This is a genomic window from Pseudomonas sp. McL0111 (assembly GCF_052567255.1).
The window spans coordinates 3,566,165-3,592,508 of the sequence record NZ_CP199585.1; the positions used below are offsets into that span (position 1 = coordinate 3,566,165).

Sequence of the window (26,344 nt, forward strand, 5' to 3'; positions counted from 1 at the left end):
TCCCACAAGGATTACGCATAACCTGTGGGAGCGAGCTTGCTCGCGAAGGGGCCGGCCGGGTTATTTAGGTCCGAGAATCTTCGCCAATTTGTCCGGCGAAGGCGCGCCCTGCTGTTGTTGCAGTTCACCCTTTTCATCCAGATAGAAGATCGCCGGCGTCGCTTCCAGATCGAGGTCCTGCATCAACTGCATGTTCGCTGCGAGTTTGGCCTGCACCGCCGCAGGAATGTCTTTCAACGGCTTGAGCGTGCTGGCCTTGCCAGCCTTTTCGTGCTCTTCCAGGGCCTTGGCCGGGTCTTTGGCGGCCAGCAACGCAGCAGATTTGGCCGGGCTGTCCTCGCGGATGATCCCGACCATGATGTGCCGCAACTGCACTTTGCCGGACTTGACCCATGGCCGCGCCTGTTCCCAGAACATGTTGCAGTACGGGCAGTTCGGATCACTGAACAGGTACACGGTGCGCGGCGCATCCTTGTTACCGTCCTGAATCCAGTCGCTCGCATCGAACTTGGCCCAGACTTCCTTGGCCATCGGCGCGTAGACCAGTTTCTGCAACGGCTCGCTGCTCAGGTCCTTGCCGTCGGCGTCGTACAGGTTGCCGAGCAGCACATGCTTGCCATCGGGCGTCAGGTACAGCGCCATGCCACGGTTCTGATACTGCGCCGCGTAACCGCGCAGACCGTCCGGGGCATCGAACTGGCCGACGATTTTTGCGCCCTTGGCTTCGATCTGTTTGATCGCGGCAGGCAATTCTTCAGCGGCCTGTACCGACGGCAAGTGCAGCAGGGCAGTGCCCAGGGTCAGCGTCAGCAGGTGGCGGAGGCGGGGCATGGCAATTTCCTTGAGGAGGCGGCCGGTACGGCGCTCGGATTCTGATTGGAATTAGGGACGTCGAAGGCTTCCAGGGCACGGGCCAGGCTGGCATTCGACAGTTCGCCCAGGTGGCTGCTCAGCAAGCGACCCTCAGGGCTATAGAACAGCGTAGTCGGTAGCGCCATGGAACCCACGGCCTGACCCAGTCGGCCGCCGCGATCGAACAACACGTTGTTCAGGCTCAGGCCCTGGGTTTCGAGAAAGGTCGCCACGCTTTGCATGCTTTCGGCCTGATTGACGAACAGGAACGTCAGGTCCGGGCGTTGTTGCTGGGCGCTTTCAAGCACCGGCATTTCACGTCGGCACGGCGGACACCAGGTCGCCCACAGGTTGATCACCAACGGCCCGCCCTGATAGTCGCTGAGTTTTATCGACTCGCCGGCGGCGTTGCGCAGATCGATCTCCGGCAGGCGCGTACCTTGTTCGTAAATGTTCAGCGACAGGCTCGCAAACACCCAGAATGCCAGACCGCTGGCCACGCCAAACCCCAAGGGACGGCGCAGTCCTGGCCGACGCCAGCCACGGTAGAAAGCTGTCAGCAGCAATACGATCACCCCCGGCCAGGCGAGGAAGCCACCGTCGCGCAGGTCGATGATCTGCCACGGCTCGTTGCGATAGTGGCCCCAGTAAAGGGCGACGAACGCGATACGCGCCGCGAGCAGGCCGATCAGGAACAGCGTGAACAGCGCCGACTCGGGGTTATCGCCGCCGCGCTTGGCGACCCGCCAGCCGACAAAGGTCGCCAGCGCCAATGCACTGATCAGCAGCAGGTGGTTAAGCGCGATGGCAAAGGTGCCGAGGGTGAAAGTCAGCATTAACGAGCGTCTCGGGTAGTGGTCCAGCGTTGCAGAAAGGTATCGGCATCGACTTCGCCGGTGATGCGCTGGCTGCGTCGTTCTTCACCGTCGCCACCGATCCAGACGAAACTCGGCGGTCCTGGCACTTTATAGCGGCTCAGCAGTTCACGGCTGGCGGCATCGTCAGCGGTCACGTCGAGACGCAATAAACGAACGTCGCTCAGCGCTTGCATGACCTTGTCTTTGCCAAAAACCTGTTTCTCCATGACTTTGCACGACACACACCAATCGGCGTAGTAATCGAGCATGACCCACTGGCCCTGAGCCTTGGCGGCGTCGAGTTCACGTTGCAGCGCGGCCGGGTCCTTGATCGTGGTGAAGGCGTCGTGACCTTCTGCAGTCGGTGCGCCGGTACGTCCAGCGCTGTAGACCTGCAATGGCTGATACGGGTCGTCACTGCCACCCGCTGCACCAACCACCAACAGGCTGCCCCACAAACCGAGCAACACCGCAGTGGCACCGAACATCTGCGCAACACGGCCAAAGCCTTCGGACTGTTTCCAGGCGCAGTAAGCGGCGATCAGCAGCAGAGCGCCGCACAGACCGAGCCACAGCGAAGCGTCCAGCACCGGGCGCAACATCAACAGCGCGGTGGCGAGGAACAGGAAACCGAATACACCTTTAAGCAGGTTCATCCAGGCGCCGGGTTTAGGCAGGAAGCGGTTGCCAACCGTCACCAGTAGCAACAGCGGGACACCGATGCCGATGCCCAGCGAGAACAGAATCAAGCCACCGTGCAGCGCATTGCCGCTCTGCGCGATGTACAACAGCGCACCAGCCAGTGGCGCGGTCATGCACGGGCCGACCAGCAGGCCGGACAGCGCGCCAAGCACGCCGGCACCGATCAGGCTGCCACCGCTGCGACTGCGCGAAGCGTGCTCGAGTCGGTCACGCAATGCTGTGGGCAATTGCAGCTCGAAGAATCCGAACATCGGCAACGCCAGCACCACGAACACCGCGGCGAAGGAACCGAGCAGCCATGGGTTCTGCAACCACGCTTGCAGGTTCGCACCCAACAGAGCCGCGATGACACCCATCGCCGCATACACCAGCGCCATGCAGATCACATAGCTGCTGGCCAGCGCAAAACCGCGACGCGGCGTGGCACCGCTACCGACAATCATGCCCGCCAGAATCGGCAACATCGGCAGGGTGCATGGAGTGAAGGCCAACAGCAAGCCAAGGCCGAAGAACACCAGCAGGCTCCAACCTAATGCGCGCTGTTGCAGACCGCTGGCGAGGGCTTGATCCGGTGCTTCATTTGTATTTGCGGTCGGTGACGCCTGACCGCCCAGATCGATGACCCGGGTTTGCGGCGGATAGCACAGGCCCGCATCGGCGCAGCCCTGATAGCTGACTTTGATCTGGCCACTGGCATTGGCCGGAATTTTCACTTCCAGACCTTGGCGATAGACCGGTTGTTCGCCGAAGAACTCGTCACTGTGCGACTCGCCTTCGGGCAAGGCAGGCTGCTGCGCTGCGCTCAGGCCGTCGAACTTCAGACGTTTCTGGTACAGGTAATAGCCATCGGCAATCTGCCAGAACAGTTGGGTCTCACCGGACTCCAGACGTTCGTTGGTAAGAACGAACGCCTTGTCGACCGGCAGAAACTCCGGTTTCGAATCGAATGGATTGTTCCCGGCCTGAGCCAGGCTTGAAATCAGCAGTGCAAACAAAAGAAAAAAACGACGCATGGAGGAGCCTTGTCCCTGTGCAATTGAGGTGCACAGTGGCGGGCGGCGATTAACGAGTGATTAACCGCACCCTGCAGGATGTCGACCCGGGAAGGCCGACGTCGGAGCACTGGACCTTGTTGATGTTCTCAGCCCTTCAGCAGCCCGGGCCAAGAGGTTTCGGAGATTGTATACGGGCCAAATAGTTTTTTCGCACCTTGTTCATATCGCAGGTACTGATTGTCGTTGAGAAAGATATAGAAGTAAGTGTCGAGCGTCGGGTAATCGTTAAGTACCGCGGTCATCATGCGACCTTCGTACTGTTCCAGTTCCGACCAAGGCGAGTTTTTGAGTGGCAGTACTTCAAGTTTTTTTGAGTAAATATCGTAAATCAGATAGTTTCCGTCATTCAGTAATACCCAGTATGTTTCCTTCTGTGCAGAGCTCTCACTCCACATGACGCCGACGACTTTATAGAAGTAAGGAAGTAGCGGTGCCCACATCGACTGGGCGACGGAATTTTTGGAAAGTGCTTTGTCGGATTTTTGGCTGAATTCGCAGACTGATGGAGTATCACCCTCGTCGTAGAACAGCCAGAGTGTGTCAATGCCACCGTTCCAGCTGGCAGTCGTTGTGGTGAAGCCGAAACGCAGATCGGCGGCAGGTTTGTCGAAACCTTCCCATTTGCCATCAAGAAATTTTGGGAAGCCGGGAAGGACTTTATTGTCCTCGATATCGAAGCGGGAATAAGTGTTTTTCTCTTTGAAGAAAAAATAAATCCGATCAGGGCCTTGGCGCCAGTCAACGGCAGTAAAGTTTTTAGTCGCGGTCATATTAGTGTTCTTTAGGTGTAAGTTGGTTTTAATTGGTTAGTTTGTATCGCCTGGCAAGGTTAGTGTTGGGTGTTTTGCTTGTATAGTTTAATGGTGTTTGGTTATGTTTCTTTTTGGTGGTTGTATTGTTTGTCTGTTGTTAGTTGCTGTGGTTGTTTAAGCAAATCAGCAGAAACTGAATCTCGTCTGCCGCAAGCGTTGTCGCCCTGCCATAATTGCGGCTTAATCCTGCTCTGTTTGACTCACCTTTTTTCTCAGGGAACCGCCATGCACGTACTGGTTTGCGAAGACGATGAGTTGATTGCCAGTGGAATCGTCGCCGGGCTGACGGCTCAAGGCTTGACGGTCGAACACGTCAATACCGCCTCGAAGGCGCGGGCGATGCTCAAGGTTGCTGAATTTGACGTGATGGTGCTCGATCTCGGTCTGCCCGATGAAGATGGGCTCAAGCTGTTACAACAGTTGCGTCAGAGTGGCCTGGAGATTCCAGTGCTGATTCTGACCGCGCGCGATTCGGTCACCGACCGCGTTGATGGCTTGCAGGCCGGTGCCGACGATTACCTGTTGAAGCCGTTTGATCTGCGTGAGCTGTTTGCCCGTCTGCAAACCCTGTTGCGACGGGTGGCTGGGCGTAGCGTCAATCTGATCGAACACGGCGCGCTGACCTACGACCCGAGCAGCCGCGAAACCATGCTCGCCGGGCAACCGATCGACTTGTCTCGCCGCGAACAATCGTTGTTGCAGGCTTTGTTGCATAACCGTGGCCGCGTGCTGTCCACCGAGCAATTGAAGGACAGCGTCTATGGTTTCAACGACGAACTGGAGAGCAATGCGCTGAACGTGCATATCCATCACCTGCGCAGCAAACTCGGCAAAGGCATTGTTGAAACGGTGCGCGGTCTTGGCTATCGCCTTGGTCCGGCCGACGGTGGAGAACAGAACAAGTGATGAGCCTGCGTCTTCGTCTGAGTCTGACCCTCGGCGCCGCGTTCGCGCTGATCTGGGCTCTGGCAGCAGCCTGGATGCTCAGCGACCTGCGCAATCAGATGATGTTTTCCCTCGACCAGCGTCTGGTGGCTTCGGCGCGCATGGTTGCCGGGTTGCTGGAGCAATTGCCGGCGCTGCCGAGCAAGGGCGAGGGCACCCATTTCAGTGCTGAACAACTGAATGTTCCCGGTGGCATGGCCTGTCAGGTCAGCTCGTTGCGCGGGGAAATTCTCGCCCGCAGTCACAGCAGTCCCGAGCAAACTCTGGAAGCCGAAAAAATGGGCTTCCACGATCAGATGATCGATGGCGCGCCGTGGCGCAGCTTCACCCTGGCGCGGGGCGATGTGCGGATTACCACGGCGGATCGACAGATCGAGCGCGAGGCGCTGAACATGTCTATTCTGCTGGCGGCCTCGGTGCCGGTGGGCGTGGCGTTGCTCGGCTGCCTGTGCCTGTTGTGGCTGGGCATCGGTCAGGGGCTGGCGCCTTTGAACCGCTTGCGCGAAGCCCTGATGCGGCGCAATGCCGATTCGCTGGAACCGCTGCAGTTGCAGTCGTTTCCCAGCGAACTGAAGCCGTTGCTCGACACGCAGAATCAACTGTTCCAGCGCATCGGCAAGACCATCGAGCGCGAGCGTCGGCTGACCGGCGACGCCGCGCACGAACTGCGCAGCCCGCTGACGGCGATCAAAACCCACCTGCAAGTGGCGCGGATGACCGAAGGCAGTGTCCGCGATCAATCCTTGGCACGGGCCGAGGAGGGCGCCGACCGCTTGCATCGTACGCTTGAGCAATTGTTGTTGCTGGCGCGGGTCGAGGGCAGCCTGTCGTTCGATGACGGTGCGCAATGCAGCGCCGAGCAAGTGGCGAAACTGGCGATTCAGGATGCCGCTGGCGGTGAGCGCCAACGGATCAAATTGCACCTGCCGACAACGCCTTCCGACGCACCGCTGCAAATGCCGGCCGTGCTGTCGATTGCCGCGTTACGCAATCTGCTCGACAACGCCTTGCGCCATACCCCGGCGGATGGCGCGGTGGAATTGAGTCTGGAAACCATCGGCGATCGTGCACGCTTTATCGTGCGCGATCATGGCCCGGGTATTGCGCCGGACGATTTGCAGCATCTGACCCAACGTTTCTGGCGCAATGGGCAAAGCACCGGTTGCGGTCTGGGTCTGGCGATTGTGCAGGCGATTGTCCAGCGCTGTGCCTGCACGCTGCATTTCGACAGCCGTCCGGACGGCTTGCGCGTCGAACTGAACATGCCGTTGCAACCCATCTAATCCCCACCCCCGATCCTTGTGGGAGCGAGCTTGCTCGCGAAGACGTCCTGTCAGTCGATATTGATGTTGGCTGACCCAACGCTTTCGTGAGCAAGCTCACTCCTACAAGGGATCTATGTTGTGGCACATCAAATGTAACTTCTCTCCATTAGTTTTTCCGCGTTCACGGCGTTATGGTCGCGTCAGCTTTGACTCAATGGATTGAGGGGACAGCGCCATGGAAGCACCCATCTGCATTAGCCCGGCCAGACCGGCCGACGCCGGTATCATCAGCCGCATCATCGAACGTTCCATCCGTGTCGGTTGCGTGCTCGATCACCGCAATGATCCGCAACTGGTCAGCCTTTGGGTTCTGCGCCAGTCGGCCGATCTGATCAGCGCGCGTCTCGCCGACCCTCACGTTTATTTAAATATCGCCTTGTTGCATGACAAACCGATCGGTGTCGGCATGGCCACAGCCAATGGCGACATCACCTTCTGTCATGTCCAGCCGGAATGGTTTCGCCGTGGTGCCGGACGTGCCTTGATCGCCGATCTCGAGGGCTGGCTGCGGATTCGCGGCGTGCCCCATGCAAGCCTTGCGAGCACCCGTGCAGGCGCGGCGTTTTATCGTCGTCTGGGGTATCGCGAGTCAGCGCAACCGGTCACCCACGAAGGCTTGGCGCGTGTCTTGATGCACAAGCCGTTGTCATCGCCCGACTGACAACTCGATCAAGGGTCTAAATCCTCGACCCGCTTAAGCGTTTCCAGAACAGGAAAACCTGCATGTGCGCCCCGTGACCGGAACGCGCACCTGCCCGGTGTGCAGTTTTGGTCACTATCCATAGCGTATTGAGGGTCGAGAGATGTCAGTCGCCACCAGCCTTATCGAAGAATCGTCGGCCCGGATTACCGCGCCGGCGGAAACGCTGTATCAGTTCAATGAATCGCCGTTGCTGGCCCGTCAGAGTCAGCAGGAATCCAATGCCCGCAGCTATCCACGGCGCATTCCGCTGGCGCTCAAACGCGCCAAGGGTTTGTACGTCGAAGACGTTGAAGGCCGTACCTTCATCGACTGCCTGGCCGGTGCCGGTACGTTGGCGTTGGGGCATAACCATCCGGTGGTGATCGAGGCGATCCAGCAAGTGCTGGCCGATGAGCTACCGCTGCACACCCTCGACCTGACCACGCCGGTCAAGGATCAGTTCGTTCAGGATCTGTTCGGTCTGCTGCCAGCGGCATTGGCTGCTGAAGCGAAAATCCAGTTCTGCGGCCCGACCGGTACCGATGCCGTCGAAGCTGCACTGAAACTGGTGCGCACCGCGACCGGTCGCAGCACCGTGTTGTCGTTCTCCGGTGGTTATCACGGCATGAGCCAGGGCGCATTGAGCCTGATGGGCAGTCTGGGGCCGAAAAAGCCATTGGGCGCGTTGCTCAGCAACGGCGTGCAATTCATGCCATACCCTTACGACTACCGTTGCCCGTTCGGCCTCGGCGGTGCGGCCGGGGTGAAGGCCAACCTGAGTTATCTGGAAAACCTGCTCAACGACCCGGAAGCTGGTGTGCAATTGCCGGCGGCAGTGATCGTCGAAGCGGTGCAGGGCGAGGGCGGGGTGATCCCGGCAGACATCGAGTGGCTGCGCGGTTTGCGCCGGATCACCGAGAAGGCTGGTGTGGCGCTGATCGTCGACGAGATTCAAAGCGGCTTTGCCCGCACCGGCAAAATGTTTGCCTTTGAACATGCCGGGATCATCCCTGACGTGGTAGTGCTGTCCAAGGCCATCGGTGGCAGCCTGCCGCTGGCGGTAGTGGTTTATCGCGACTGGCTCGACACCTGGCAACCGGGCGCACACGCCGGGACTTTCCGTGGCAACCAGATGGCGATGGCTGCCGGTTCTGCGGTGATGCGTTATCTGGTCGAGCACAAGGTCTGCGAACACGCAGCCGCCATGGGCGAACGCCTGAGCGAGCACTTGCACATTCTGCAGCGCGACTTTCCGCAACTGGGCGACATTCGGGGTCGTGGCCTGATGCTCGGCGTCGAACTGGTCGATCCAAGCGGCACGCCGGACGCCCTCGGTCATCCGCCAGCATTTGCCCGTCTGGCGCCGCTGGTGCAGCGCGAATGCCTCAAGCGCGGTTTGATTCTGGAGCTGGGTGGCCGTCATGGCGCGGTGGTGCGATTCCTGCCGCCGCTGGTAATCACCGCTGTGGAAATCGACCGCGTTGCCGAGATCTTTGGCCGTGCGCTGATTGCCGCAACGGCGGCGGTGTAAATTTTTCGCCGTCTCGAACGTTCCTTCTACATACCCGGCTGCACCCCGCGTGCAGCCTACCCTTACAGCGATGGAGAACCAGCATGACGTCAGTATTCGACCGCGAGGACATCCTCTTTCAGGTCGTGGTCAACCACGAAGAGCAGTACTCGATCTGGCCGGACTACAAAGCCGTACCAGAAGGCTGGCGCACCGTGGGCAAGAGCGGCCTGAAAAAGGAATGCCTGGCCTACATCGAAGAAACCTGGACCGACATGCGCCCGCTGAGCCTGCGTCAGAAGATGGAAGCTCAGGCTGCTCACTAAGCTGGCAGCCAAAGAAAACCCGCTGAACCGGTGATGGTCAGCGGGTTTTTTCATGCCTGGCATTTGTGTTGCCTGTTATGGCCTCATCGCGAGCAGGCTCGCTCCCACATTGGATCTGCGTTGCTCATAAAACCCTGTGGGAGCTAGCCTGCTAGCGATAAACGATCATTCGGTCTCAAGCCCCGCTCAAACCTTTCAATCTCGCCGTCAGTTGCTTCAAGTCAACCGGCGTCCACTCAGCATCAGCAACAGGCTCCCACATTGGATCTGCGTTGCTCATAAAACCCTGTGGGAGCTAGCCTGCTAGCGATAAACGATCACTCGGTCTCAAGCCCCGCTCAAACCTTTCAATCTCGCCGTCAGTTGCTTCAAGTCAACCGGCGTCCACTCAGCATCAGCAGCAGGCTCTTACATTGGATCTGCGTTGCTCATAAAACCCTGTGGGAGCTAGCCTGCTAGCGATAAACGATCACTCGGTCTCAAGCCCTGCTCAAACCCTTGAGCACCCGTTGTCTTTCAATCTCGCCGTTAGTTGCTTCAAATCTTCCGGCGTCCACTCAGCATCAGCAGCAGGCTCCCACATTGGATCTGCGTTGCTCATAAAACCCTGTGGGAGCTAGCCTGCTAGCGATAAACGATCACTCGGTCTCAAGCCCTGCTCAAACCCTTGAGCACCCGTTGTCTTTCAATCTCGCCGTTAGTTGCTTCAAATCTTCCGGCGTCCACTCAGCATCAGCAGCAGGCTCCTACATTGGATCTGTGTTGCTCATAAACCTCTGTGGGAGCTAGCCTGCTAGCGATAAACGATCACTCGGTCTCAAGCCCCGCTCAAACCCTTGAGCACCAGATCCACATTCCCCTCAAGCTCCGCCACCGGGTCCTCGGCATCGGTGCTCAGCACCAGCAACCGACTGCCCGATTCGGCAATCGCCGCTTTCACTGCATCCGATGGCTGACGATGATGCAGCACCACCGCCACGTCGTTGTCCTTCAATGTCGCCGTCAGTTGCTTGAGTTCTTCTGGCGTCCACTCGGCATCCGGCCGCGCATCCTGGCCAATCAGCTCCAGATTGAGACTGCCGATCAGATAACCAAAGTGATCGCTCAAGCTCATCACGCTCAGATTGTCGGCACTGGCCAGACGCGCTTCGCTGTCGGCGCTGAGTTTCAGCAAGCGCTGTTTCAGTGTCGCCAGATTGGCTTCGATCTTCGGCTTGGCCGCTGGCGCCAGACGCACCAGATCCGCCGCCATCACGTCGGCCATGCGCCCCATGTTGTTGCTCGCCAGCCACGGCTGACTGTTCAAGCCATCGACCTTGAGTCCCGGCTGCACGGCGATGCCAGGCAGGGCGCCATCGACCGGGCGGGCAGCATCGACTTCGACGATGCGGATATTGCTGCGACGGCTGATCGGGTACAGCGGATCATCCGCCCACAGCGAGCGCACGCCGATCACCGCGTCGGCGCCGGTCGCCAGTTTGCTCAGTGCCGGAGCGCCGCGACCGGTGAAATACGCGGTCTGGCGACTGCCCGGCAGATTCGCCGGCGCCGCACGTTCCAGGCTGACATCGGTGCCTTTGAGCAGCACTTCGCCCAGGCCATAAGTAATCGGCAACGAAGCCAGCACCCGCAGTGGTTTCGCGTTTTCGGCGGCCATCAATGGCGCGCAGACTACGCCGCACAGGGCCATGGCCAGGGTCAGTTTTCGCAGAGAGAAAGCCATTTATCCAAGATTCCCTTTGAGGCTGGGGACCACACCGCGCGCGATGGCGGCGAGAGCGAAAGCGATGCCGGCGACCAGAATGATCGCGGCGCCGGACGGGATCGGCAGATCGAAGACGATGGGCGCGAGAATCCCGCACAGGGTGCTGACCGTGGCGATCAGCACCGAACACCAGAAGAAACCCTTGAGCGACTGGCTGAGCAAGCGTGCCGCCGCTGCCGGAATCACCAGCAGCGCGCCCACCAGAATTGCACCGATGACCTTCACTGCGGCGACGGTGATCAGCGTCACCAGAATCACGAACAGATAGTCCAGAGTCTTCACCGCCACACCGCGCACCGCCGCCAGTTGCGGGTTGAAACTGGCGAGCATGATCCGGTTGTACAACGGCAGCGCCAGCGCCATGACCAGCGAACCGACGATGGCCAGCACCAGCAGGTCGTTACCGTTGACGGTCAGCACTGAGCCGAACAGCACGTTTTCCAGAATGTGCACGTTGATCTTGCCGGCCAGAATCAGCAGCAGGCTCGCGCCCAATGCCAGCGATACCGAGAGGAACACACCGATCAATGTGTCCGGCGCCAGTCCGGTACGATTGCGCAGGTAATTAAGCAGAATGCCGAACAGCAGGCAGTAACCGAACAGGCTGCCGTACGGCCCGGTGTAGGGTTCGCCGAGCAGAATGCCGATGGCCACACCGGTCAGTGCCGCGTGACCGACCGCTTCGGAGAAAAACGCGAAGCGCTTGACCACCACCAGTGTGCCGAGACCGCCGAGCACCGGGCCGATCAGCAGGCCGGCGAGCAGCGCGTTGACCACAAAGCCGTAGGCCAGCGCTTCCGGCAGGTAACCCGACGAGGCCCAGCCCTGGACCATCAAACGAAAGGCTTCATAACTCATCAGGCAGCGCTCCGTGGATGGGTCGAGAACAGCGACAGCAAGCGTTCCGGAGTCAGTGCCAGTTCTGGCGTGGTCTCGAACAGCACGCGGCGATTGAGGCCGGTCACCCGGTTGGCCAGACGTTTCACCGCTTCCAGATCGTGTTCGATCCACAGCACGGTGATGCCCGCCGCCCGCCAGTCATTGAGCAGGCGTTCGAACACCTGAATCCCGGCTTCGTCGAGGGCCGACATCGGCTCGTCGAGGACCAACAGTTGCGGCGCCGGAATCAGGCCCTGCGCGAGCAATACGCGTTGGCGTTCACCACCGGACAGCGCACCCATGCGCCGTTTGCGCTTGTCTTGCATGCCGACCCGCTCCAGCGCGTCACCGATGGCGCCGGCGTAGTGCTTGCTCAAGCCAAGAAAGGCCGGGCGGCGCTGACACATCGCCGCCATGAAATCGTCGACGGTCATCGGCAAACCGCGATCAAACTCCAGCGCCTGCGGCACATACCCGATGATCCCCGGTTCGCCGGGCCATTGCAGGCTCAAGCGACCCTGATGTGGCATTTGTCCGAGCAGGGTCTTGATCAGCGAACTCTTGCCGCCGCCATTCGGCCCGACCAGCGCGTGCACACTGCCGGGCTGCACCTGAAAGGTGACCTGGTCGAGAATCGTCGTGCGCCCCAGCGTCAGGCAAACGTTGGAGAAATCCAGAGTCGGCCCCAAAACCTGTGGGAGCGAGCTTGCTCGCGAAAGCGGAGTCTCGTTCAAAGGTGATGGTGACTGACTTGACGTCTTCGCGAGCAAGCTCGCTCCCACAGGGACGTTGGTGTTGTCCGGGATTAGGGTTTCTCTGGAAGTCATGCGCCGGACTCCTGAATCGCCCGCACCACGGTGTTGAGGTTGCCGGTCATTTCCTTTTCGTACTTGTCGGCGGTGTATTCGCCGTAGGAGATGTGCGACAGCGGATACAGCTTCACGCCCGACTCACGCTGGATGGTTTCGACGTAGGTGGACGGGAAGTCCATCTCCGAGAAAATCACCTTCACATCGAGTTCGCGCAGTTGGTCGATGGTCTTTTTCAACTGGCTCGGACTCGGCTCGATGCCGTGGGCTGGCTCCACCACCGCGGTGACTTCCAGGCCGAATTCACGCAGCAGATAGTCGTACGCCGCGTGCACCGTGGCGACGCGCAACTCGGCATTCGGCGCCTGCGTCAGTTTTGCCAGTGCATCAGCGCGCATCTGCCGTAGACGTTTGCCATAGGCGCGGGCGTTCTGCGTGTAGGTCTTGGCGTTGTCCGGATCAAGCTTGCCCAGTTCGCGGGCAATGTTGTTGACCTGGGCAATCGAAGCGCTGATCGACAGGAACGTATGCGGGTTGACCACTTTGCCAGCCCCGCGCGCGGCAACGCCGGTGGCGGCCAGCAACGGCACGTTTTCGTTGGCTTCGATGGTCTTGATGTTCGGCGTTTCGCTGGCGGCGATCATGCGGTCGGCGAAGTCGTCATGGCCGACGCCGTTGAGCACGATCACATCCAGCCCGCTGATGCGCTTGATGTCTTCGGCACGAGGCTCGTAGGCGTGCGGGTTGAACCCGGCGGGAATCAGCGGCACCACATCGGCCTTGTCGCCGACGATGTTCGCCACATAGCTGTAATAAGGATGCAGGGTGATGCCGATGCGCAAGCGTTTGGCGGGGTCGGCGCTGGCCAACGGACTCAGCAGACAGGTGCACAAACCAACCAGCAGCAGGCGCAGAAACGGACGACGAGGAGATGAAATAGACATGGGCAAGCGGTCTTCTCTCGGGTGAAGGCGAAGGTTCAGTGGCGATGTTCGCGGGTAACCCCGGCATCGAATTGCGCGACGATCTGCTTCCAGCCGGCAGCGGACAGCACGGCGTCGGTCAGATCGGAGGGCACCTGAAGATCGGCATTGCGGTTGAGCCAGATGTCCGGTGCGGCGTGTTCATCGGCACTCACGCGCATCAGGAACGAGCCGGCGACGGCGGGCGACTGGCTGTGCCCGAAGTAGCTGGTATCGGCAATCAACTGCCAGACATGGCCGCCACGGCTGACCGAACTGGCATCCCGGGCAAACGGCGCGAAGCCTTCGTCAGCAAGACTTTGCGGAGTCGGCAGGGTTTTCTGTTCTTCGCGCAGCAGGTGGATTTCGTCGAGGGTCACCCGCAAGTCGGCATAGATGCCTTGCTCGGAGGCGCCGAGGTCACGGCGCGCATCCAACTGGTTGCTGGCGACCGGCTGCGGTTCCTGCGACACACTCCGCCAGGCCACCACCGAGCCTGCGACCGCAAGAATCAGCAGGCACAAACACAGTACGGTCAGCGTTTCGTGGCCAGCGCCGGCCGGGCGTACGACTTGGGTGGTTGGCGTACTCATGGGGCCTCGATATCCGCTTGGTCGATTTCGACGACATGCCCGGGGCCGGCATCGAACAGCACGTAGAACTCGGCACCGGGTTTCTTGAAGGTCAGGGTCGAATCGGCGCCGAGTTTGCCCGGTACAAGAATCGTCTCGTCGTAGCCGATCACATCAAGGGTCACCCCCGGCGCGCCGCTGCCATCCGAGAAGCCGCCAGTGCACTTGATCTGTTGATCATCGACGGCTTTGCATTCGCACATCGGGTTGTGGGCCAGCGCGCTGGCGCTGAAACCGGCGCACACCAGCAGCAGCGCGGCGCTCAGCCGCAGGCGGGAAGGGCGTTGAACGTGGCTCATGGTTTGGCTCCTTGTTTGTTCAGCCAGTCGATGGTGGCGGGGGAGGCCTGACTCAGCGGAATCGATGCTTGATGCATCGTGCCGTCCCAGCCTTCCATGGTGATCCACAGTTCGGCGTCGGTTTTGGTCTTTTCCGGAATCGGCAGTTGACTGCCCATGCGGTATGGCGTGCCGAAGAAGATCACCCCGGCGGCGCGCAGGCTGCGGGGTTTGCCGATGCGCAGGTAGGTGGCCTTGACCTGTTCGACACAGGCGTCGCATAGCGCAGCATTGAAGTCTTTCATGTAGCCGGCAGGGCCGGTGAGCAGCGGTGCCTCATTCCGCAACTCAGCCAGTCGCAGGCTCCAGGGGCCGACCTGGACTTCGCCGATCTCCCGTTCGCCAAGTCCACTGTCGCCACGAAATAACGCGGCGTCGGCGAAGTATTTAGGCATGAATCCCAGCGGAATCAGGAGCAGCAGCGCGTTGATATGGAACCGCCATTTGCGCCAGATCCGGCCAAGGCGCGAGGGTTGGGCAACAGGCGTGGACTGGCTCACAGGCTGGCCTCCGAAGGTTCACGGGCGATGGCCGTTTTTGCCGGGGTGCTGCGAGCTTTCTTGCTCTCGCGTTTGAGCGCATTGGCGGTGGCCAACGCGGTGCGTTTGGTCCAGATCAAAAGGCCGCTGAGCACCATCATGCTCAACAGCAGACCGAAGAAGAACCAGATCAGCTTGATCCACAGCCCTCCGAAGTCACCGGTGTGCAGCGGGCGCATGGATTCGGTGATGAACTCCAGCGATGAGCGATCGGAGATCAGCCGCGATGCCGCCATATCGCCGTTGTATGGATTGAGCGTGGCGGTCTGGAACATCAGTGGATACCAGCCACGGCCGCCGACGCTCATATGGCTGTAGGCATTGCCCGGCAGGCTGATGAAACTGACTTCCAGGCCGGGAATCTTCTGCTCGGCGATGCTCACTGCGCGGTCGAGGCTGATGCGCGGCGGTGAGGTGGCGTCGACGGACAACGGTACGCTTTCGCGGGCCATCGCCGGAATGATCGGCTCGGTTGAAATGGATACCTGGTTGTCGAAGAGAAAAGCCTGAATCAGAAACCAGGTGCCGGTGATGGAGATCACCGCAATGAACCAGATCGACCAGATGCCGCTGAGTCGATGAAAATCGCCCCAGAAGATCCGCGCGCCGTGATTGAAACGCAGAGTCGGGCGCAGGAAACCTCTCCAGAAACGCTTGTAGACCACCAGCCCGGTGATCAGCGAAACCAGCATCGGCAAGCCGAGGAACGACACCAGATACCAGCCCCAGCTGTAACCATTGGTGAACGGCACCAGCCACCAGCCATGCAAGGCGCGGGTGAATGCCTTGAAGTTGAATTGCGGCGCCGAACCCTGGATCACCCCGGTGTAAGGGTTGACGTAGACGGTTTGCGAACGGCCGTCGGGGTAGCTGACTTCGACGTCGAGGGCGAAGTGCGATTCGTCAGGGCGGCTGATGCTTTCGACCAGCGTTTGCGGTTCGGCTTTCTTGATGGCCGCGATGACCTGGTCATAGCTGAGCAGCGGCGCATCGTCCGAAGGCGCACTGGCGCGCATTTGCGGGTTGGCCAGCCAGACGATTTCCTGACTGACCACGGCCAGCGTGCCGGTGACGCAGACGATCAGGACAAAAAACCAGATCGGTAACGCGAGCCAGCTGTGCACCAGGAACCACAGTTTCGAGCGGGATTTCTTCGACATGATTCAACGTCTTTTCGGTGAAAGGAGCCGTGACTACGGGCTTCGCAGTACGACAATCCCGGAAAGGGCCGGTCGTGGCTGTTGCCTACGCGAACGGCCTGCATCTCTATAGGACGGATGAGCGAAGCAAATCCCGATGAGGGATATGAAAGTAAATGTTTCGCACTTCGCACGATCACCACACAACCGTGTGGGAGCGGGCTTGCCCGCGAAGAGGCCATCAGCCCCAGCATCAAAGTGACTGACCCGACGCCATCGCTGGCAAGCCAGCTCCCACAGGTATTGCCGCTGCGTTGGGGATTGAACACGATTCATGATCTGCGCCATCACTGTCCGCCGATTGATGGCCGCCACGGGCTGCCTATGATGGAAATCAAACAGACTCCCTGAACGAGCGCTTGATGAATCCCAGAACCCTCTATGACAAACACATCGATTCGCACACGGTGTGCCGCCTCGATGACCAGGGCCATGTCCTGTTGTACATCGACCGTCAGGTGATCAACGAATACACCAGCCCGCAGGCCTTCAGCGGTTTGCGCGCCGCCGGGCGCGAAGTCTGGCGGCCGGGCACGGCGCTGGCGGTGGTCGATCACGTCAACCCGACCACGCCGCTGCGAGTGGCCGAGATGCCTGATGCAGGTGGTGCGCGGCAGGTGTCGTATCTGGCGGAAAACTGCCGGGACTTCGGCATCGAGCTGCTGGACATTCTCGATCAGCGCCAAGGCATCGAGCATGTGATCGCGCCGGAGCAGGGGTTTATTCTGCCGGGCATGGTGATCGCTGCCGGCGACAGCCATACCACCACCTACGGCGCGCTCGGTGCATTCGGTTTTGGCATCGGCACTTCCGAGATCGAACATCTGCTGGCCTCGCAAACGCTGGTCTACAAACGCTTGAAAAGCCTGCGTGTGACCGTCGATGGCGACCTCGCGCCGGGCCTGACGTCCAAGGACGTGATCATGGCGCTGATCGGCCGGATCGGTGCCTCCGGCGCCACCGGTTACGCGATTGAATTCTGTGGTTCGACCATCGATGCCCTGAGCGTCGAGGCGCGCATGACCATCTGCAACATGGCGGTGGAGGCCGGCGCACGTGGTGCGTTCATGGCACCGGACGCCAAAGTCTTCGCTTATCTCAAAGGCAAGCCGCGAGCGCCTCAGGGTGAAATTTTCGAGCAAGCCGTGGAGAAGTGGCGCGAGCTGCGCAGCGATCCCGGCGCCGTGTTCGACCGCGAAGTGCACCTCGACGCCAATGCGCTGGAGCCGATGGTCACCTGGGGCACCAGCCCCGATCAGGCCGCGCCCATCGGTGGCCGGGTGCCCGATCCGCAAGCCATCGACGACCCGATCCTGCGCCAGGACATGCGCCGCGCCCTCACTTACATGGGCCTTGAAGCGGGTATGGCGCTGAGCGATATCGTCATCAGCCATGCGTTTATCGGTTCGTGCACCAATGCGCGGATCGAAGATTTGCGCGATGCCGCCAGTGTCGTGCGCGGTCGGCAGATTGCCGCGCATGTGCGGGCGATGATCGTGCCCGGCTCCAGCGAAGTCCGCGCTCAGGCCGAGGCTGAAGGACTGGCGGCAATCTTCATCGACGCTGGTTTCGAATGGCGACAGTCCGGGTGCTCGATGTGCCTGGCAATGAACGATGACGTGCTGGCGCCCGGCGACCGCTGCGCCTCCAGCACCAATCGCAATTTCGAAGGCCGTCAGGGCGCCGGCGCCCGCACCCATTTGATGAGCCCGGCGATGGTCGCGGCGGCGGCAATCACCGGCCACTTGACCGACATTCGCCATTTTGGAGAACGCCCATGAGCCTGCAACCCTTCACTCAGGTCAGCGGCCAGGCCGCGCCGATGCTGGCGGCCAACGTCGACACCGACGTGATCATGCCCAAACAGTTTCTCAAGGGCATCGACCGGCAGGGGCTGGATCGCGGCTTGTTTTTTGATCTGCGCTTTCTCGCAGATGGCTCGGCCAATCCTGATTTTGTGTTGAATAAACCGGCGTGGCAGGGTGCGAGTTTTCTGCTGGTCGGGCCGAATTTCGGCTGTGGTTCCAGCCGTGAACACGCGGTATGGGGCCTGCAACAGATGGGCATTCGCGCATTGATCGGCAGCAGTTTCGCCGGGATCTTTTACGACAACTGCCAGCGCAACGGCGTGTTGCTGATCACGCTGGACGAGGCGCAGGTGCAGCGCATCGGCAAACTGGTCAGCCAGCCTGACAGTGCGCGGATCAGCATTGATCTTGAGACGCAGCAGATTGGCTTGGCGGATGGCAGCTCCGTCGATTTTCAGATCGACACGTTGCGCAAGACTGCGTTGTTGCTGGGGCTCGATGCCATCGGCAGTACCTTGCAGCGCCGCGAGCAAATCAAGGCCTTCGAGCGCGAACACCTCGCCAACAACCCATGGCTAACCTGACACCCCGCTAACCCTGTAGGAGTGAGCCTGCTCGCGATAGCGTCGTGTCAGTCGACATCATCATCGGCCGAATGACTGCTATCGCGAGCAGGCTCACTCCTGCAGGGGATTGAAAGATCCTTGAAGTGTTCCTGCAAAAATTCCACACACGCGCGCAGTTTTCCGGAACTCGCCAGCCGCGTCGGGTACACCGCCCAGACGTTGGCACTCTGGCTGTAATCCTCCAGCACTTGCACCAGTCGGCCTTGCTCCAGCAATGGCTTCACGTCCCACAATGAGCGCAGCAATATCCCACGCCCGTCGAGCGCCCATTGCAGGACGATTTCGCCACTGTTGGACGACAACGGCCCACTGACCCGGACACTTTCCTGCGCGCTGTCGCGATCCAGGTTCCACACCCCGAAAGCGTTGTCGCGCTCCTTGATTACCAGGCATTGATGCTGTTGCAGATCGCTCAGGGTTTGCGGCGTACCGTGGCGCTGCAGATAACCTGGCGCTGCGCACAGCACCCGTCGATTGCTGACCAGTTGCCGGCCAATGTGCTGGCCGGGCAGGTCGTCGCCGACACGGATTTCCAGATCGAAACCTTCATTGACGATGTCCACCGTGCGGTCGAACAGGTCGAGGCGAATCTCCAGATCCGGATAACGCTCGGCCAACAACGAGATGGCCGGTGCAACGTGATTGCGACCGAAACCAAAACTGCTGCACATGTGCAAACGCCCACGAGGGCTGTCGTGGGCGTCGGTCAGTTCGTCATGCAGTTGCTGGAAGTCATCAAGAATGCGCAAGGCCCAGCGCTGCACGCGCTCACCGTCTTCGGTCAGCGCGACGCGTCGACTGGTGCGGTGCAGCAGACGAGTGCCGAGGGTGGTTTCGAGGATCTGAATGCGCTTGCTGACATAGGCCGGCGACAGGCCCAACTCATCGGCGGCAGCGGCAAAGCCGTTCTTGCGGATCACGGTGAGTAGAACGCGCAGGTCTTCGGGCAGGGGCACGGTGTCTTTCTTCTGGGTCATGTCGAAACGAACACTGGCGGCACAAGCCGCCAGCATAGCATTGCCTCTAGGGGCGATTCAGCGCAGGAAACTTAGCACTTCGGCGAGCAACAGTTCGGGGACTTCTTCGGCCAGATAGTGGCCGGCCGGCAGCGCCTTGCCGCGTACATCGCTGGCGACTTGTTGCCATTCCTTGAGTGGATCGAAGCAACGGCCGACCGTGCCTTCGGCGCCCCATAGCACCAACAGGGGCAGCTTCAGGTGATGGCCGGCGTCGAGATCGGCGCGGTCGTGTTCCAGGTCAATCCCGGCGCTGGCGCGATAGTCTTCGCAGATACCACGGGCGCTGCCCGGACGTTGCAGGCATCGCAGGTATTCGGCGAAAGCCTCGTCGGTGAATGGCTTGAGCCCGGCGCTGCGACTGCCCATCACACTGCGCAGGTAGGCTTCGGGATCGGCTTCGATCAGGGTTTCCGGCAGCGGTGCCGGGCGGATCAGGAAGAACCAGTGCCAATAGGCGCGGGCGAAGGCTTCGTTGGTTTGCGCGTACATCGACAGGGTCGGGGCAATGTCGAGCAGCGCCATGCGTTGCACCGCTGCGGGGTGGTCGAGCGCCAGACGATGGGCGACGCGGGCGCCACGGTCGTGGGCGAGGATCGAGAATTGCTCGAAACCCAGCGCCTGCATCAAGTCGACGCCGTCACGGGCCATTTCGCGTTTTGAATAGTTGGTGTGCAGATCCTCGGCGGCAGGTCGGCCGCTGTCGCCGTAACCGCGCAAGTCGGCGGCGACCACGGTGAAGTGTTCGGCCAGTTGCTCGGCGATCTTGTGCCAGATCACATGAGTCTGCGGGTGTCCGTGCAGCAGCAACAGGCCGGGCCCGCTGCCGCTGATGCGGTAGGCAATGTCGACGCCGTTGACATGGCGCTGGTCTTTGAGGAATCCGGCAAACATCGGGCTGATCCTTTTTCAGGGTTCTTGTTGCCCGCATCCTGAAATCGTTCGGCGTGTGGGGCAAGGGTTGAAGCGTGGTGTGGTGGTTCATGAAGTGTGATGTGAGTTGCCAATACGGGCCCTATCGCCAGCAGGCTGGCTCCCACAGGGGAAAGCGATCAATTGTGGGAGCCAGCCTGCTGGCGATAGGGCCTGACTGGGCCCCGCGAATCTCAACCCTGACTGAACATCTCTTTCGCCCGCTGCTCAATCTGCTCCTGAGCCAGATCCTCCTTGCGCGTGGCGAGAAACCACAAATGCCCATACGGGTCCTTCAAGGTCCCGCTGCGATCACCATAAAACTGATCCTTGACCTCCGAAACCGCCGTCGCCCCGGCGTCCAGTGCGCGTTGAAAGGATTTATCGACATCAGTCACATACAGATGCAAGCCAACCGAGACGGCTTTATCCGGGCTGCTCAATGGCCCTTGATCGCACGGCGAACCGAGCATGATCGCGCTGTCACCGATACGCAGTTCAGCGTGGCCGATGCCGCCGTCGGGCATGGTCAGGCGCATGACTTCGGTGGCTCCGAAGGCTTTCTTATAGAAGTCGATGGCTTCGGCCGCTTTCTGGATGCCGAGATAAGGGGTAATGCTGTGATACCCCTCGGGAATGGGTTTGACGCTCATGACGTTCTCCCTGTTCTTTGTTGATGAACACACCGGATTTCCGGTCGATTCACTATAGAACTGTCGATGTGCGCCAGCCGCTGGCCCGACGACTGGATGTGCATGGAGATTGTGGTGTTCTAAAAAAGGGTTCAAACCAAGGGGAAATGCGGCCCCGGGCCTTGTTCTCCCAGCACATCGCCCTGATTGCGCAGCGGGCAGGCCTGCATCGACAGACAACCACAGCCAATGCACCCATCGAGCCGGTCACGCAGCGACGTCAGCTGATTGATCCGCTCATCCAGTTCGCGCCGCCATTGTTCGGACAAAATCTTCCAGTCCGCTGCCGTTGGTGCGCGGTCGTTCGGGAGGATTTTCAGCGCCTCGCCAATCTCTGCCAGCGGAATCCCCAGCCGTTGCGCAACCTTGATCAGCGCGACTCGACGCAAGACTTCTCGCGGATAACGCCGTTGGTTTCCGGCATTACGCTGACTTTTGATCAATCCCTTGGATTCATAAAAATGCAGGGCCGTGACCGCGACCCCGCTGCGAGTCGCGACCTCGCCGACGGTGAGTTGCTTGTGCACGTTCTCGGGAGTGATCATTTTGCAAATGGCTCTTGACCTTGACTTAACTAGAGGTTTTACCCTGCACGCCTTCGAGTCGCAAGATTCGTCTTACAGATGAGTGGGGGCTTTCATGCAGGCATCAGCGAAAAATCGCAGCTTTACCCAATTGATCGAATTCGAGATCGAACCGCAGCAGCAATCGGCGCTGGTGTCGGCGCTGTCGGTACAGACCGAACGTCTGGCCCAGCGCTACGACGGTTTTCTCAGTGCCAGCGTCCAGGCCAGCGACGATGGCCGGCGGGTGCTGAGCTTTCTGCAATGGCAGTCGCGGGAGGCCGGGGAGGCGGCGTTCAGCAGTTTCGAGAGTGGCGAGCAGGATTTCTGGCAATTGATCCACGCCCATCAGGCGCGAACCGTGACCTTCGGTTCGTTCCAGGTGCTGAGCAGCATCGCCCGTAGTCACGACGATGCATTGCACTGCAACCTGGTTGGCTAGATCGACAGCTGGATCAGGCGTTCGCCGCGCAGGTTTTCCGTGAGCCGCCGCTTGTTCACCGCCAGTTCGCCGATCTTGATCAGCCGCGTGCGGGTGACGTTGCGGCTCAGGCCGAGCAGCGCCGCCGTGTGTACCTGGTTGTAATGGCAGAAGCGATAAGCGGCACGTAGCAAAGCGTCTTCGACCTTCTCGTGCAGGGCGCCAGCCTGTTGCTCGAAGAGTTTTTGAAAGGCCCGCTCCAGCAACGCTTCCGGCGAGTCATCGACATTCGAATGCTGATCGTCAGGCCGCTCAATGCGCAGGTTCGACAGGCGCAGGTCATCACGTTCGATCACGCCGTTACGGCAGATCAACAAGGTGTGATGGATGACGTTTTCCAGTTCGCGAATATTGCCCGGCCAACTGTAGCTGCGCAGTTTATGTTCGGCGCCGGGGCTGATGCTGACTCGCCCATAGCCGAGGCGCTGGCTGTAGGCTTCGATGAAATGTCGGGTCAACGGCAGGATGTCGCCGGGCCTGTCACGCAAGGGGCTGAGTTCCAGATTGACCACGTTCAAACGGTAATAAAGGTCTTCGCGAAAATTGCCCGCGTTGATGGCTTTCTCCAGTTGCACATTGGTCGCCGCCAGCACCCGCACATCAATCGGAATACTTTTGCGCGAACCGAGGCGCACCACTTCGCGTTCCTGCAACACCCGCAGCAACTTGACCTGAATCGCCATCGGCAGATCGCCGATTTCATCGAGGAACAAGGTGCCGCCATCCGCTTCCTCGAACCACCCGGCCTTGGCGCTCAGGGCGCCGGTGAACGCGCCTTTTTCGTGGCCGAACAGTTCGGCTTCCACCAGCGATTCGGAAAAAGCGCCGCAGTTCACCGCAACAAACGGTCGATGCCGGCGATTGCTCAGGTTATGGATGTGCCGCGCGACAAGCTCCTTGCCAGTACCGGTCTCGCCGATGATCAACACACTGGCCTCACTCGGTGCCACCTGTTGCAGATGCGCGAGCAGGGCCTGGGATTTCGGGTCTTCGAATACCTGCGCGGTGGCGCGGATCGACGTCGCCAGGGCGGGTGACGGCGGTAAGGTCAGCAGTTGCATAGGCTCGCTCCATCAAGGAAAGGCTAGGAATAGAACGTCGGCACCGGCAGTGACTGATTCAGCGCCCAATCACCCAGTTCATGAAGTTTGTAATCCAGCGGATCGTGCAGGGTTTGTGTACGCAGGTTGCGCCAGTAGCGGTCGAGGCGCAGCGAGGCGTGCGTCGAACGCGCGCCGGTGACTTCGAATAAACGGCTGCAAATATCCAGGCCCTGACGGCTGGCGGCGACCTTGGCGGTAGCAATCGCTGTGGCCAATCGTCCGCGTTCATCGGCGCTGAGATTCGCGCCTTTGGCCCAGGCTTCATCGAGCAGCGCAGCGGCGCGTTCGACCAGCAGGCGAATGCCTTCCAGCGCAACCCAGAACTCGCCGTAATGCGCGAGCACGTATGGATCTTCGCGCACTTCGCGAGCTGAAGACTTATGCCAGAGCCGGGTTTCGTTGAGGGTGTATTGCCGCGCTTCTTCGAACGCGCCTTCGGCGATCCCGAGAAACATATGCGTGAAGGTCAGTTGCGCAATCAGCGGTCGCAGGCAGGCGAACGGTGTGCTCAACGGACCGGGGTCGAGCAGCAACTCCGATTCCTCGACCCGCACTCGTTCAAACGTGGCGCTGCCGCTGTCGGTCTGGCGCTGGCCGATGTTGTTCCAGTCGTCGTGCAGGGTGATGCCGCTGCGTCCACTGGGGATTGCGGCGATCAATAATTTGCCGCCAGCGCTTTCGTCCACTGCCGAGGCGATCAACATTTGCGAGTCAGTGGCGCCGGAGCAGAAGCTTTTTTTCCCGGAAAACTCGCGCCAGCCGCCGCAGTCCTTGACCACGGTGCGGGTGTCGAGCGGGTTGAGTGCGTTGCCCCAGAACCAGTTTTGCCGCGCAGTCTGTTCGAACCACGGCTGCCATTGTTCCGGCCGCGCGAACAGGCGCACGGTGGCGAGCATCAGGTGATGAAAACCGAAGACGTGGGCGATGGAACTGTCGACCTTGGCGAACTCGCGCACGATCTGCAGGGTTTCGCTCCACGGCGCACCGAGGCCACCGTAGCGAGTGGGAATGCTCAGGGCCAGCAGGCCGCTGTCACGCAGGGCATCACGTTCGGCTTTCGGCGTGCCACCGCGCTCGTCACGCTCGACGGCGGTCAGGGCAAACCCGGCGGCCAATTGGCGCGCGGTCTGCAACGGGGATAACAGAGTGCTTTGCGGTTTGGCGGTCACACGCAGATTCCTTGCTTCAAGAGATCTCCTACACGGTTTTGTGTTGGGTCAGGACTTGTTCGGCAGGACGTCGTTGGCGATCATTTCGCCGAACGGTCCGGTCAGGTTGGTCACGCCGCGACCAGCCAGACTCGCGTACGGCTCGGGCAGCAACGGGAACACCAGTTCGGCAAAGCGATAGGCCTCTTCCAGATGCGGATAACCGGAGAAGATGAAACTCTCGATGCCCAGGTCCGCGTACTCCTTGATCCGCGCCGCCACTTGCTGCGGATCGCCCACCAGCGCAGTGCCGGCACCGCCGCGCACCAGACCGACGCCGGCCCAAAGGTTGGGCGAGATCTCCAGATTGTCGCGACGCCCGTCGTGCAGCGCCGCCATGCGTCGCTGGCCTTCGGAGTCGAATCGCGAAAAGGATTTCTGCGCTGACTCGATGGTTTCGTCGCTGATGTGTTCGATCAGTTTGTCTGCGGCTTTCCATGCTTCTTCGGCGGTCTCACGGACGATCACATGCAGACGAATGCCGAACTTCACCGTGCGTCCGTGGCGCGCTGCACGCTCACGCACATCGGCGAGTTTTTCGGCGACGGCGGCGGGTGGTTCGCCCCAGGTCAGATAGACATCGACCTGCTCGGCGGCGAGGTCATGGGCCGCGTCGGAAGATCCACCGAAATACAGCGGCGGATATGGCTTCTGCACGGGCGGATAGAGGGCTTTGGCGTTCTGCACCTTGAGGTGTTTGCCTTCAAAATCCACCGCTTCGCCTTGCAGCACGCGGCGCCAGATGTGCAGGAATTCATCGGTGACTTCGTAGCGTTCGCTGTGGCTGAGGAAGCTGCCATCGCCACGGTTCTCGTCCGGGTCGCCGCCGGTCACCACGTTGATCAGCAGGCGACCGTTGGACAGCCGATCCAGCGTCGCCGCCATGCGCGCCGAAACGGTGGGCGAGATGATTCCCGGGCGGATCGCCACCAGATAACGCAGGCGCTCAGTCAACGGCACCAACGCCGAGGCGATCACCCATGAGTCTTCACAGGATCGCCCGGTCGGAATCAACACGCCGTGATAGCCAAGGCTGTCGGCGGCCTGGGCCACTTGTTTCAAGTAGTTGAGGGTGACCGGGCGCGCACCTTGGGTGGTGCCCAGATAATGGCCGTCGCCGTGGGTCGGCAGGAACCAGAAAACATCCATGAACGGCTCCTCAGGCGATTTTCAGCAACGGTTTGATTTGTGTGCCGAACAGTGGCGCGGCACGTTCGGCGGCCAGACGAATCCGCGCTTTCAAGGTGTCGCTGGTGATCTGGTAGTCGACGAAATCGGCTTCAGTGGCGTACACGCCAATCGGCAACGTCACGGCCTGAAAGAAACTGAACAGCGGACGCAATTGGTGATCAAGCACCAGTGCATGGCGTTCGCTGCCACCGGTCGCGGCCAGCAGAACCGGGGTGTCGATCAGCGCATTGAGGTCGATCAGGTCGAACAGATGCTTGAGCAGACCCGGATAGGAACCGCGATACACCGGCGCAGCAACGATCAGCAAATCGGCCTGTTCGATGGCTCGCAGTTCAGCTTCGACCTCGGCGCTCAGTTCCTGGCGCGACAAGGCACTGCCGAGCGGGCGGGCGATGTCACCGAGTTCGATCAGATGACTCTCGATCGGCAAATGCCCGGCCAGTTCGCTCAGCAGGGCTTGGGTCAGCACCAGAGTGCGCGATGGACGCCAGGTGCCGCCGGACAGGGCGACGACTTTCAGGGGACGCGACATGATCAGTTCCTTTTTCAACAGTT

At 60.4% G+C, this 26,344-nt stretch carries 29 protein-coding genes; 9 read left to right on the top strand and 20 right to left on the bottom strand.

The window, feature by feature from the left end:
- Positions 1 to 60: 60 nt before the first annotated feature.
- The 4 genes from dsbG to ACTWLJ_RS16270 all read right to left on the bottom strand — a co-directional run bounded on the left by dsbG (position 61) and on the right by ACTWLJ_RS16270 (position 4,236).
- A complete protein-coding gene (dsbG, locus tag ACTWLJ_RS16255) occupies positions 61 to 831 on the bottom strand; it encodes a thiol:disulfide interchange protein DsbG (protein WP_401213324.1) in 771 nt (256 codons plus the stop codon).
- A complete protein-coding gene (locus ACTWLJ_RS16260) occupies positions 807 to 1,688 on the bottom strand; it encodes a prolipoprotein diacylglyceryl transferase family protein (protein WP_445177557.1) in 882 nt (293 codons plus the stop codon). The genes dsbG and ACTWLJ_RS16260 overlap by 25 nt, the downstream gene beginning before the upstream one ends.
- The gene (gene dsbD / locus ACTWLJ_RS16265; protein WP_445177558.1) at positions 1,688 to 3,424 is read right to left on the bottom strand and encodes a protein-disulfide reductase DsbD; all 1,737 of its coding nucleotides are present in this window, start codon (positions 3,422 to 3,424) and stop codon (positions 1,688 to 1,690) included. The genes ACTWLJ_RS16260 and dsbD overlap by 1 nt, the downstream gene beginning before the upstream one ends.
- 128 nt (positions 3,425 to 3,552) lie before the next feature.
- Positions 3,553 to 4,236 (bottom strand): hypothetical protein, encoded by a 684-nt coding sequence (locus tag ACTWLJ_RS16270; RefSeq protein ID WP_445177559.1) that lies wholly within the window; start codon positions 4,234 to 4,236, stop codon positions 3,553 to 3,555.
- Between the two features lie 267 nt (positions 4,237 to 4,503).
- On the opposite strand from ACTWLJ_RS16270, the gene ACTWLJ_RS16275 reads away from it, so the two are divergent.
- From ACTWLJ_RS16275 to ACTWLJ_RS16295, 5 genes are all read left to right on the top strand, one after another.
- Complete coding sequence (locus tag ACTWLJ_RS16275; protein ID WP_401213314.1) at positions 4,504 to 5,184, top strand: response regulator; 681 nt, start codon at positions 4,504 to 4,506, stop codon at positions 5,182 to 5,184.
- Entirely contained in the window at positions 5,184 to 6,506 is a 1,323-nt protein-coding gene (locus tag ACTWLJ_RS16280; RefSeq protein WP_445177560.1) for an ATP-binding protein, read from the top strand. Before ACTWLJ_RS16275 ends, ACTWLJ_RS16280 begins: the two co-directional genes overlap by 1 nt.
- Before the next feature lie 217 nt (positions 6,507 to 6,723).
- Positions 6,724 to 7,209 (top strand): GNAT family N-acetyltransferase, encoded by a 486-nt coding sequence (locus ACTWLJ_RS16285; protein ID WP_445177561.1) that lies wholly within the window; start codon positions 6,724 to 6,726, stop codon positions 7,207 to 7,209.
- Between the two features lie 142 nt (positions 7,210 to 7,351).
- Positions 7,352 to 8,761, top strand: a complete 1,410-nt coding sequence (locus ACTWLJ_RS16290) for an aspartate aminotransferase family protein (protein ID WP_445177562.1) — start codon at positions 7,352 to 7,354, stop codon at positions 8,759 to 8,761.
- An 83-nt stretch (positions 8,762 to 8,844) separates the two neighbouring features.
- Positions 8,845 to 9,066 carry an MbtH family protein gene (locus ACTWLJ_RS16295; protein WP_401213304.1) on the top strand — a complete coding sequence of 74 codons (222 nt, stop codon included), beginning with the start codon at positions 8,845 to 8,847 and terminating at the stop codon, positions 9,064 to 9,066.
- An 817-nt stretch (positions 9,067 to 9,883) separates the two neighbouring features.
- Here ACTWLJ_RS16295 and ACTWLJ_RS16300 read toward each other — a convergent pair.
- From ACTWLJ_RS16300 to ACTWLJ_RS16335, 8 genes are read right to left on the bottom strand one after another with little or no spacing between them, the layout of a single operon-like run.
- Positions 9,884 to 10,789 carry a metal ABC transporter substrate-binding protein gene (locus ACTWLJ_RS16300; RefSeq protein WP_445177563.1) on the bottom strand — a complete coding sequence of 302 codons (906 nt, stop codon included), beginning with the start codon at positions 10,787 to 10,789 and terminating at the stop codon, positions 9,884 to 9,886.
- Positions 10,790 to 11,689, bottom strand: coding sequence for a metal ABC transporter permease (locus tag ACTWLJ_RS16305; RefSeq protein WP_003226663.1), 900 nt, complete (start codon positions 11,687 to 11,689; stop codon positions 10,790 to 10,792). It abuts the gene before it with no gap.
- Positions 11,689 to 12,537, bottom strand: coding sequence for a metal ABC transporter ATP-binding protein (locus tag ACTWLJ_RS16310; protein WP_445177564.1), 849 nt, complete (start codon positions 12,535 to 12,537; stop codon positions 11,689 to 11,691). Before ACTWLJ_RS16310 ends, ACTWLJ_RS16305 begins: the two co-directional genes overlap by 1 nt.
- Entirely contained in the window at positions 12,534 to 13,463 is a 930-nt protein-coding gene (locus ACTWLJ_RS16315) for a metal ABC transporter substrate-binding protein (protein ID WP_445177565.1), read from the bottom strand. The genes ACTWLJ_RS16310 and ACTWLJ_RS16315 overlap by 4 nt, the downstream gene beginning before the upstream one ends.
- 35 nt (positions 13,464 to 13,498) lie before the next feature.
- A complete protein-coding gene (locus ACTWLJ_RS16320; RefSeq protein ID WP_445177566.1) occupies positions 13,499 to 14,074 on the bottom strand; it encodes a DUF6162 family protein in 576 nt (191 codons plus the stop codon).
- Entirely contained in the window at positions 14,071 to 14,412 is a 342-nt protein-coding gene (locus ACTWLJ_RS16325; RefSeq protein WP_445177567.1) for a hypothetical protein, read from the bottom strand. Before ACTWLJ_RS16325 ends, ACTWLJ_RS16320 begins: the two co-directional genes overlap by 4 nt.
- Complete coding sequence (locus tag ACTWLJ_RS16330) at positions 14,409 to 14,951, bottom strand: thiamine pyrophosphate-binding protein (protein ID WP_445177568.1); 543 nt, start codon at positions 14,949 to 14,951, stop codon at positions 14,409 to 14,411. Before ACTWLJ_RS16330 ends, ACTWLJ_RS16325 begins: the two co-directional genes overlap by 4 nt.
- Positions 14,948 to 16,150 (bottom strand): PepSY-associated TM helix domain-containing protein, encoded by a 1,203-nt coding sequence (locus tag ACTWLJ_RS16335; protein ID WP_445177569.1) that lies wholly within the window; start codon positions 16,148 to 16,150, stop codon positions 14,948 to 14,950. The genes ACTWLJ_RS16330 and ACTWLJ_RS16335 overlap by 4 nt, the downstream gene beginning before the upstream one ends.
- A 117-nt stretch (positions 16,151 to 16,267) precedes the next feature.
- Here ACTWLJ_RS16335 and ACTWLJ_RS16340 point away from each other — a divergent pair, with 117 nt between their 5' ends.
- The 3 genes from ACTWLJ_RS16340 to leuD are packed head-to-tail and all read left to right on the top strand — an operon-like array spanning position 16,268 to position 18,581.
- Positions 16,268 to 16,540 (top strand): hypothetical protein, encoded by a 273-nt coding sequence (locus ACTWLJ_RS16340; RefSeq protein WP_445177570.1) that lies wholly within the window; start codon positions 16,268 to 16,270, stop codon positions 16,538 to 16,540.
- 11 nt (positions 16,541 to 16,551) lie between these two features.
- Positions 16,552 to 17,970 (top strand): 3-isopropylmalate dehydratase large subunit, encoded by a 1,419-nt coding sequence (gene leuC / locus ACTWLJ_RS16345; RefSeq protein ID WP_445177571.1) that lies wholly within the window; start codon positions 16,552 to 16,554, stop codon positions 17,968 to 17,970.
- On the top strand, positions 17,967 to 18,581 hold the full coding sequence (gene leuD / locus ACTWLJ_RS16350; protein WP_445177572.1) for a 3-isopropylmalate dehydratase small subunit: 615 nt from the start codon (positions 17,967 to 17,969) through the stop codon (positions 18,579 to 18,581). The genes leuC and leuD overlap by 4 nt, the downstream gene beginning before the upstream one ends.
- A gap of 47 nt (positions 18,582 to 18,628) precedes the next feature.
- Here the strand turns inward: leuD and ttdR are convergent, their stop codons facing one another.
- The 4 genes from ttdR to soxR all read right to left on the bottom strand — a co-directional run bounded on the left by ttdR (position 18,629) and on the right by soxR (position 21,788).
- Entirely contained in the window at positions 18,629 to 19,636 is a 1,008-nt protein-coding gene (ttdR, locus tag ACTWLJ_RS16355) for an L-tartrate utilization transcriptional activator TtdR (protein ID WP_445177573.1), read from the bottom strand.
- 21 nt (positions 19,637 to 19,657) lie between these two features.
- Entirely contained in the window at positions 19,658 to 20,533 is an 876-nt protein-coding gene (locus tag ACTWLJ_RS16360) for an alpha/beta fold hydrolase (RefSeq protein ID WP_445177574.1), read from the bottom strand.
- 212 nt (positions 20,534 to 20,745) lie between these two features.
- Positions 20,746 to 21,204, bottom strand: coding sequence for a VOC family protein (locus ACTWLJ_RS16365; RefSeq protein ID WP_445177575.1), 459 nt, complete (start codon positions 21,202 to 21,204; stop codon positions 20,746 to 20,748).
- Between the two features lie 131 nt (positions 21,205 to 21,335).
- A complete protein-coding gene (gene soxR / locus ACTWLJ_RS16370) occupies positions 21,336 to 21,788 on the bottom strand; it encodes a redox-sensitive transcriptional activator SoxR (RefSeq protein ID WP_445177576.1) in 453 nt (150 codons plus the stop codon).
- Positions 21,789 to 21,882: 94 nt separating this feature from the next.
- Between soxR and ACTWLJ_RS16375 the strand changes: the two genes are divergently transcribed.
- Complete coding sequence (locus ACTWLJ_RS16375) at positions 21,883 to 22,248, top strand: antibiotic biosynthesis monooxygenase (protein WP_445177577.1); 366 nt, start codon at positions 21,883 to 21,885, stop codon at positions 22,246 to 22,248.
- On the opposite strand, the gene ACTWLJ_RS16380 is transcribed toward ACTWLJ_RS16375, so the two are convergent.
- Genes ACTWLJ_RS16380 through msuE form a run of 4 tightly spaced genes read right to left on the bottom strand, consistent with a single transcriptional unit; the run spans position 22,245 to position 26,321 of the window.
- Positions 22,245 to 23,348, bottom strand: a complete 1,104-nt coding sequence (locus tag ACTWLJ_RS16380; RefSeq protein WP_445177578.1) for a sigma-54 interaction domain-containing protein — start codon at positions 23,346 to 23,348, stop codon at positions 22,245 to 22,247. The genes ACTWLJ_RS16375 and ACTWLJ_RS16380 overlap by 4 nt on opposite strands.
- Positions 23,349 to 23,371: 23 nt before the next feature.
- On the bottom strand, positions 23,372 to 24,559 hold the full coding sequence (locus tag ACTWLJ_RS16385; protein ID WP_445177579.1) for an acyl-CoA dehydrogenase family protein: 1,188 nt from the start codon (positions 24,557 to 24,559) through the stop codon (positions 23,372 to 23,374).
- A 48-nt stretch (positions 24,560 to 24,607) separates the two neighbouring features.
- The gene (ssuD, locus tag ACTWLJ_RS16390) at positions 24,608 to 25,747 is read right to left on the bottom strand and encodes an FMNH2-dependent alkanesulfonate monooxygenase (RefSeq protein ID WP_401213255.1); all 1,140 of its coding nucleotides are present in this window, start codon (positions 25,745 to 25,747) and stop codon (positions 24,608 to 24,610) included.
- Positions 25,748 to 25,757: 10 nt separating this feature from the next.
- Complete coding sequence (gene msuE / locus ACTWLJ_RS16395; protein WP_445177580.1) at positions 25,758 to 26,321, bottom strand: FMN reductase; 564 nt, start codon at positions 26,319 to 26,321, stop codon at positions 25,758 to 25,760.
- Positions 26,322 to 26,344: the final 23 nt, after the last annotated feature.

Coding starts and splice junctions, on each gene's coding strand:
- ttdR (WP_445177573.1), bottom strand. CDS start 19,636: ATGCTGGCGGCTTGTGCCGCCAGTGTTCGTTTCGACATGACCCAGAAG.
- ACTWLJ_RS16375 (WP_445177577.1), top strand. CDS start 21,883: ATGCAGGCATCAGCGAAAAATCGCAGCTTTACCCAATTGATCGAATTC.
- ACTWLJ_RS16275 (WP_401213314.1), top strand. CDS start 4,504: ATGCACGTACTGGTTTGCGAAGACGATGAGTTGATTGCCAGTGGAATC.
- ACTWLJ_RS16320 (WP_445177566.1), bottom strand. CDS start 14,074: ATGAGTACGCCAACCACCCAAGTCGTACGCCCGGCCGGCGCTGGCCAC.
- ACTWLJ_RS16295 (WP_401213304.1), top strand. CDS start 8,845: ATGACGTCAGTATTCGACCGCGAGGACATCCTCTTTCAGGTCGTGGTC.
- ACTWLJ_RS16325 (WP_445177567.1), bottom strand. CDS start 14,412: ATGAGCCACGTTCAACGCCCTTCCCGCCTGCGGCTGAGCGCCGCGCTG.
- ACTWLJ_RS16365 (WP_445177575.1), bottom strand. CDS start 21,204: ATGAGCGTCAAACCCATTCCCGAGGGGTATCACAGCATTACCCCTTAT.
- ACTWLJ_RS16305 (WP_003226663.1), bottom strand. CDS start 11,689: ATGAGTTATGAAGCCTTTCGTTTGATGGTCCAGGGCTGGGCCTCGTCG.
- ACTWLJ_RS16340 (WP_445177570.1), top strand. CDS start 16,268: ATGAGCGAAGCAAATCCCGATGAGGGATATGAAAGTAAATGTTTCGCA.
- ACTWLJ_RS16260 (WP_445177557.1), bottom strand. CDS start 1,688: ATGCTGACTTTCACCCTCGGCACCTTTGCCATCGCGCTTAACCACCTG.
- ACTWLJ_RS16300 (WP_445177563.1), bottom strand. CDS start 10,789: ATGGCTTTCTCTCTGCGAAAACTGACCCTGGCCATGGCCCTGTGCGGC.
- ACTWLJ_RS16380 (WP_445177578.1), bottom strand. CDS start 23,348: ATGCAACTGCTGACCTTACCGCCGTCACCCGCCCTGGCGACGTCGATC.
- ACTWLJ_RS16290 (WP_445177562.1), top strand. CDS start 7,352: ATGTCAGTCGCCACCAGCCTTATCGAAGAATCGTCGGCCCGGATTACC.
- ACTWLJ_RS16270 (WP_445177559.1), bottom strand. CDS start 4,236: ATGACCGCGACTAAAAACTTTACTGCCGTTGACTGGCGCCAAGGCCCT.
- soxR (WP_445177576.1), bottom strand. CDS start 21,788: ATGATCACTCCCGAGAACGTGCACAAGCAACTCACCGTCGGCGAGGTC.
- ssuD (WP_401213255.1), bottom strand. CDS start 25,747: ATGGATGTTTTCTGGTTCCTGCCGACCCACGGCGACGGCCATTATCTG.
- ACTWLJ_RS16280 (WP_445177560.1), top strand. CDS start 5,184: ATGAGCCTGCGTCTTCGTCTGAGTCTGACCCTCGGCGCCGCGTTCGCG.
- ACTWLJ_RS16360 (WP_445177574.1), bottom strand. CDS start 20,533: ATGTTTGCCGGATTCCTCAAAGACCAGCGCCATGTCAACGGCGTCGAC.
- dsbD (WP_445177558.1), bottom strand. CDS start 3,424: ATGCGTCGTTTTTTTCTTTTGTTTGCACTGCTGATTTCAAGCCTGGCT.
- dsbG (WP_401213324.1), bottom strand. CDS start 831: ATGCCCCGCCTCCGCCACCTGCTGACGCTGACCCTGGGCACTGCCCTG.
- ACTWLJ_RS16335 (WP_445177569.1), bottom strand. CDS start 16,150: ATGTCGAAGAAATCCCGCTCGAAACTGTGGTTCCTGGTGCACAGCTGG.
- ACTWLJ_RS16315 (WP_445177565.1), bottom strand. CDS start 13,463: ATGTCTATTTCATCTCCTCGTCGTCCGTTTCTGCGCCTGCTGCTGGTT.
- ACTWLJ_RS16310 (WP_445177564.1), bottom strand. CDS start 12,537: ATGACTTCCAGAGAAACCCTAATCCCGGACAACACCAACGTCCCTGTG.
- leuC (WP_445177571.1), top strand. CDS start 16,552: ATGAATCCCAGAACCCTCTATGACAAACACATCGATTCGCACACGGTG.
- ACTWLJ_RS16285 (WP_445177561.1), top strand. CDS start 6,724: ATGGAAGCACCCATCTGCATTAGCCCGGCCAGACCGGCCGACGCCGGT.
- msuE (WP_445177580.1), bottom strand. CDS start 26,321: ATGTCGCGTCCCCTGAAAGTCGTCGCCCTGTCCGGCGGCACCTGGCGT.
- leuD (WP_445177572.1), top strand. CDS start 17,967: ATGAGCCTGCAACCCTTCACTCAGGTCAGCGGCCAGGCCGCGCCGATG.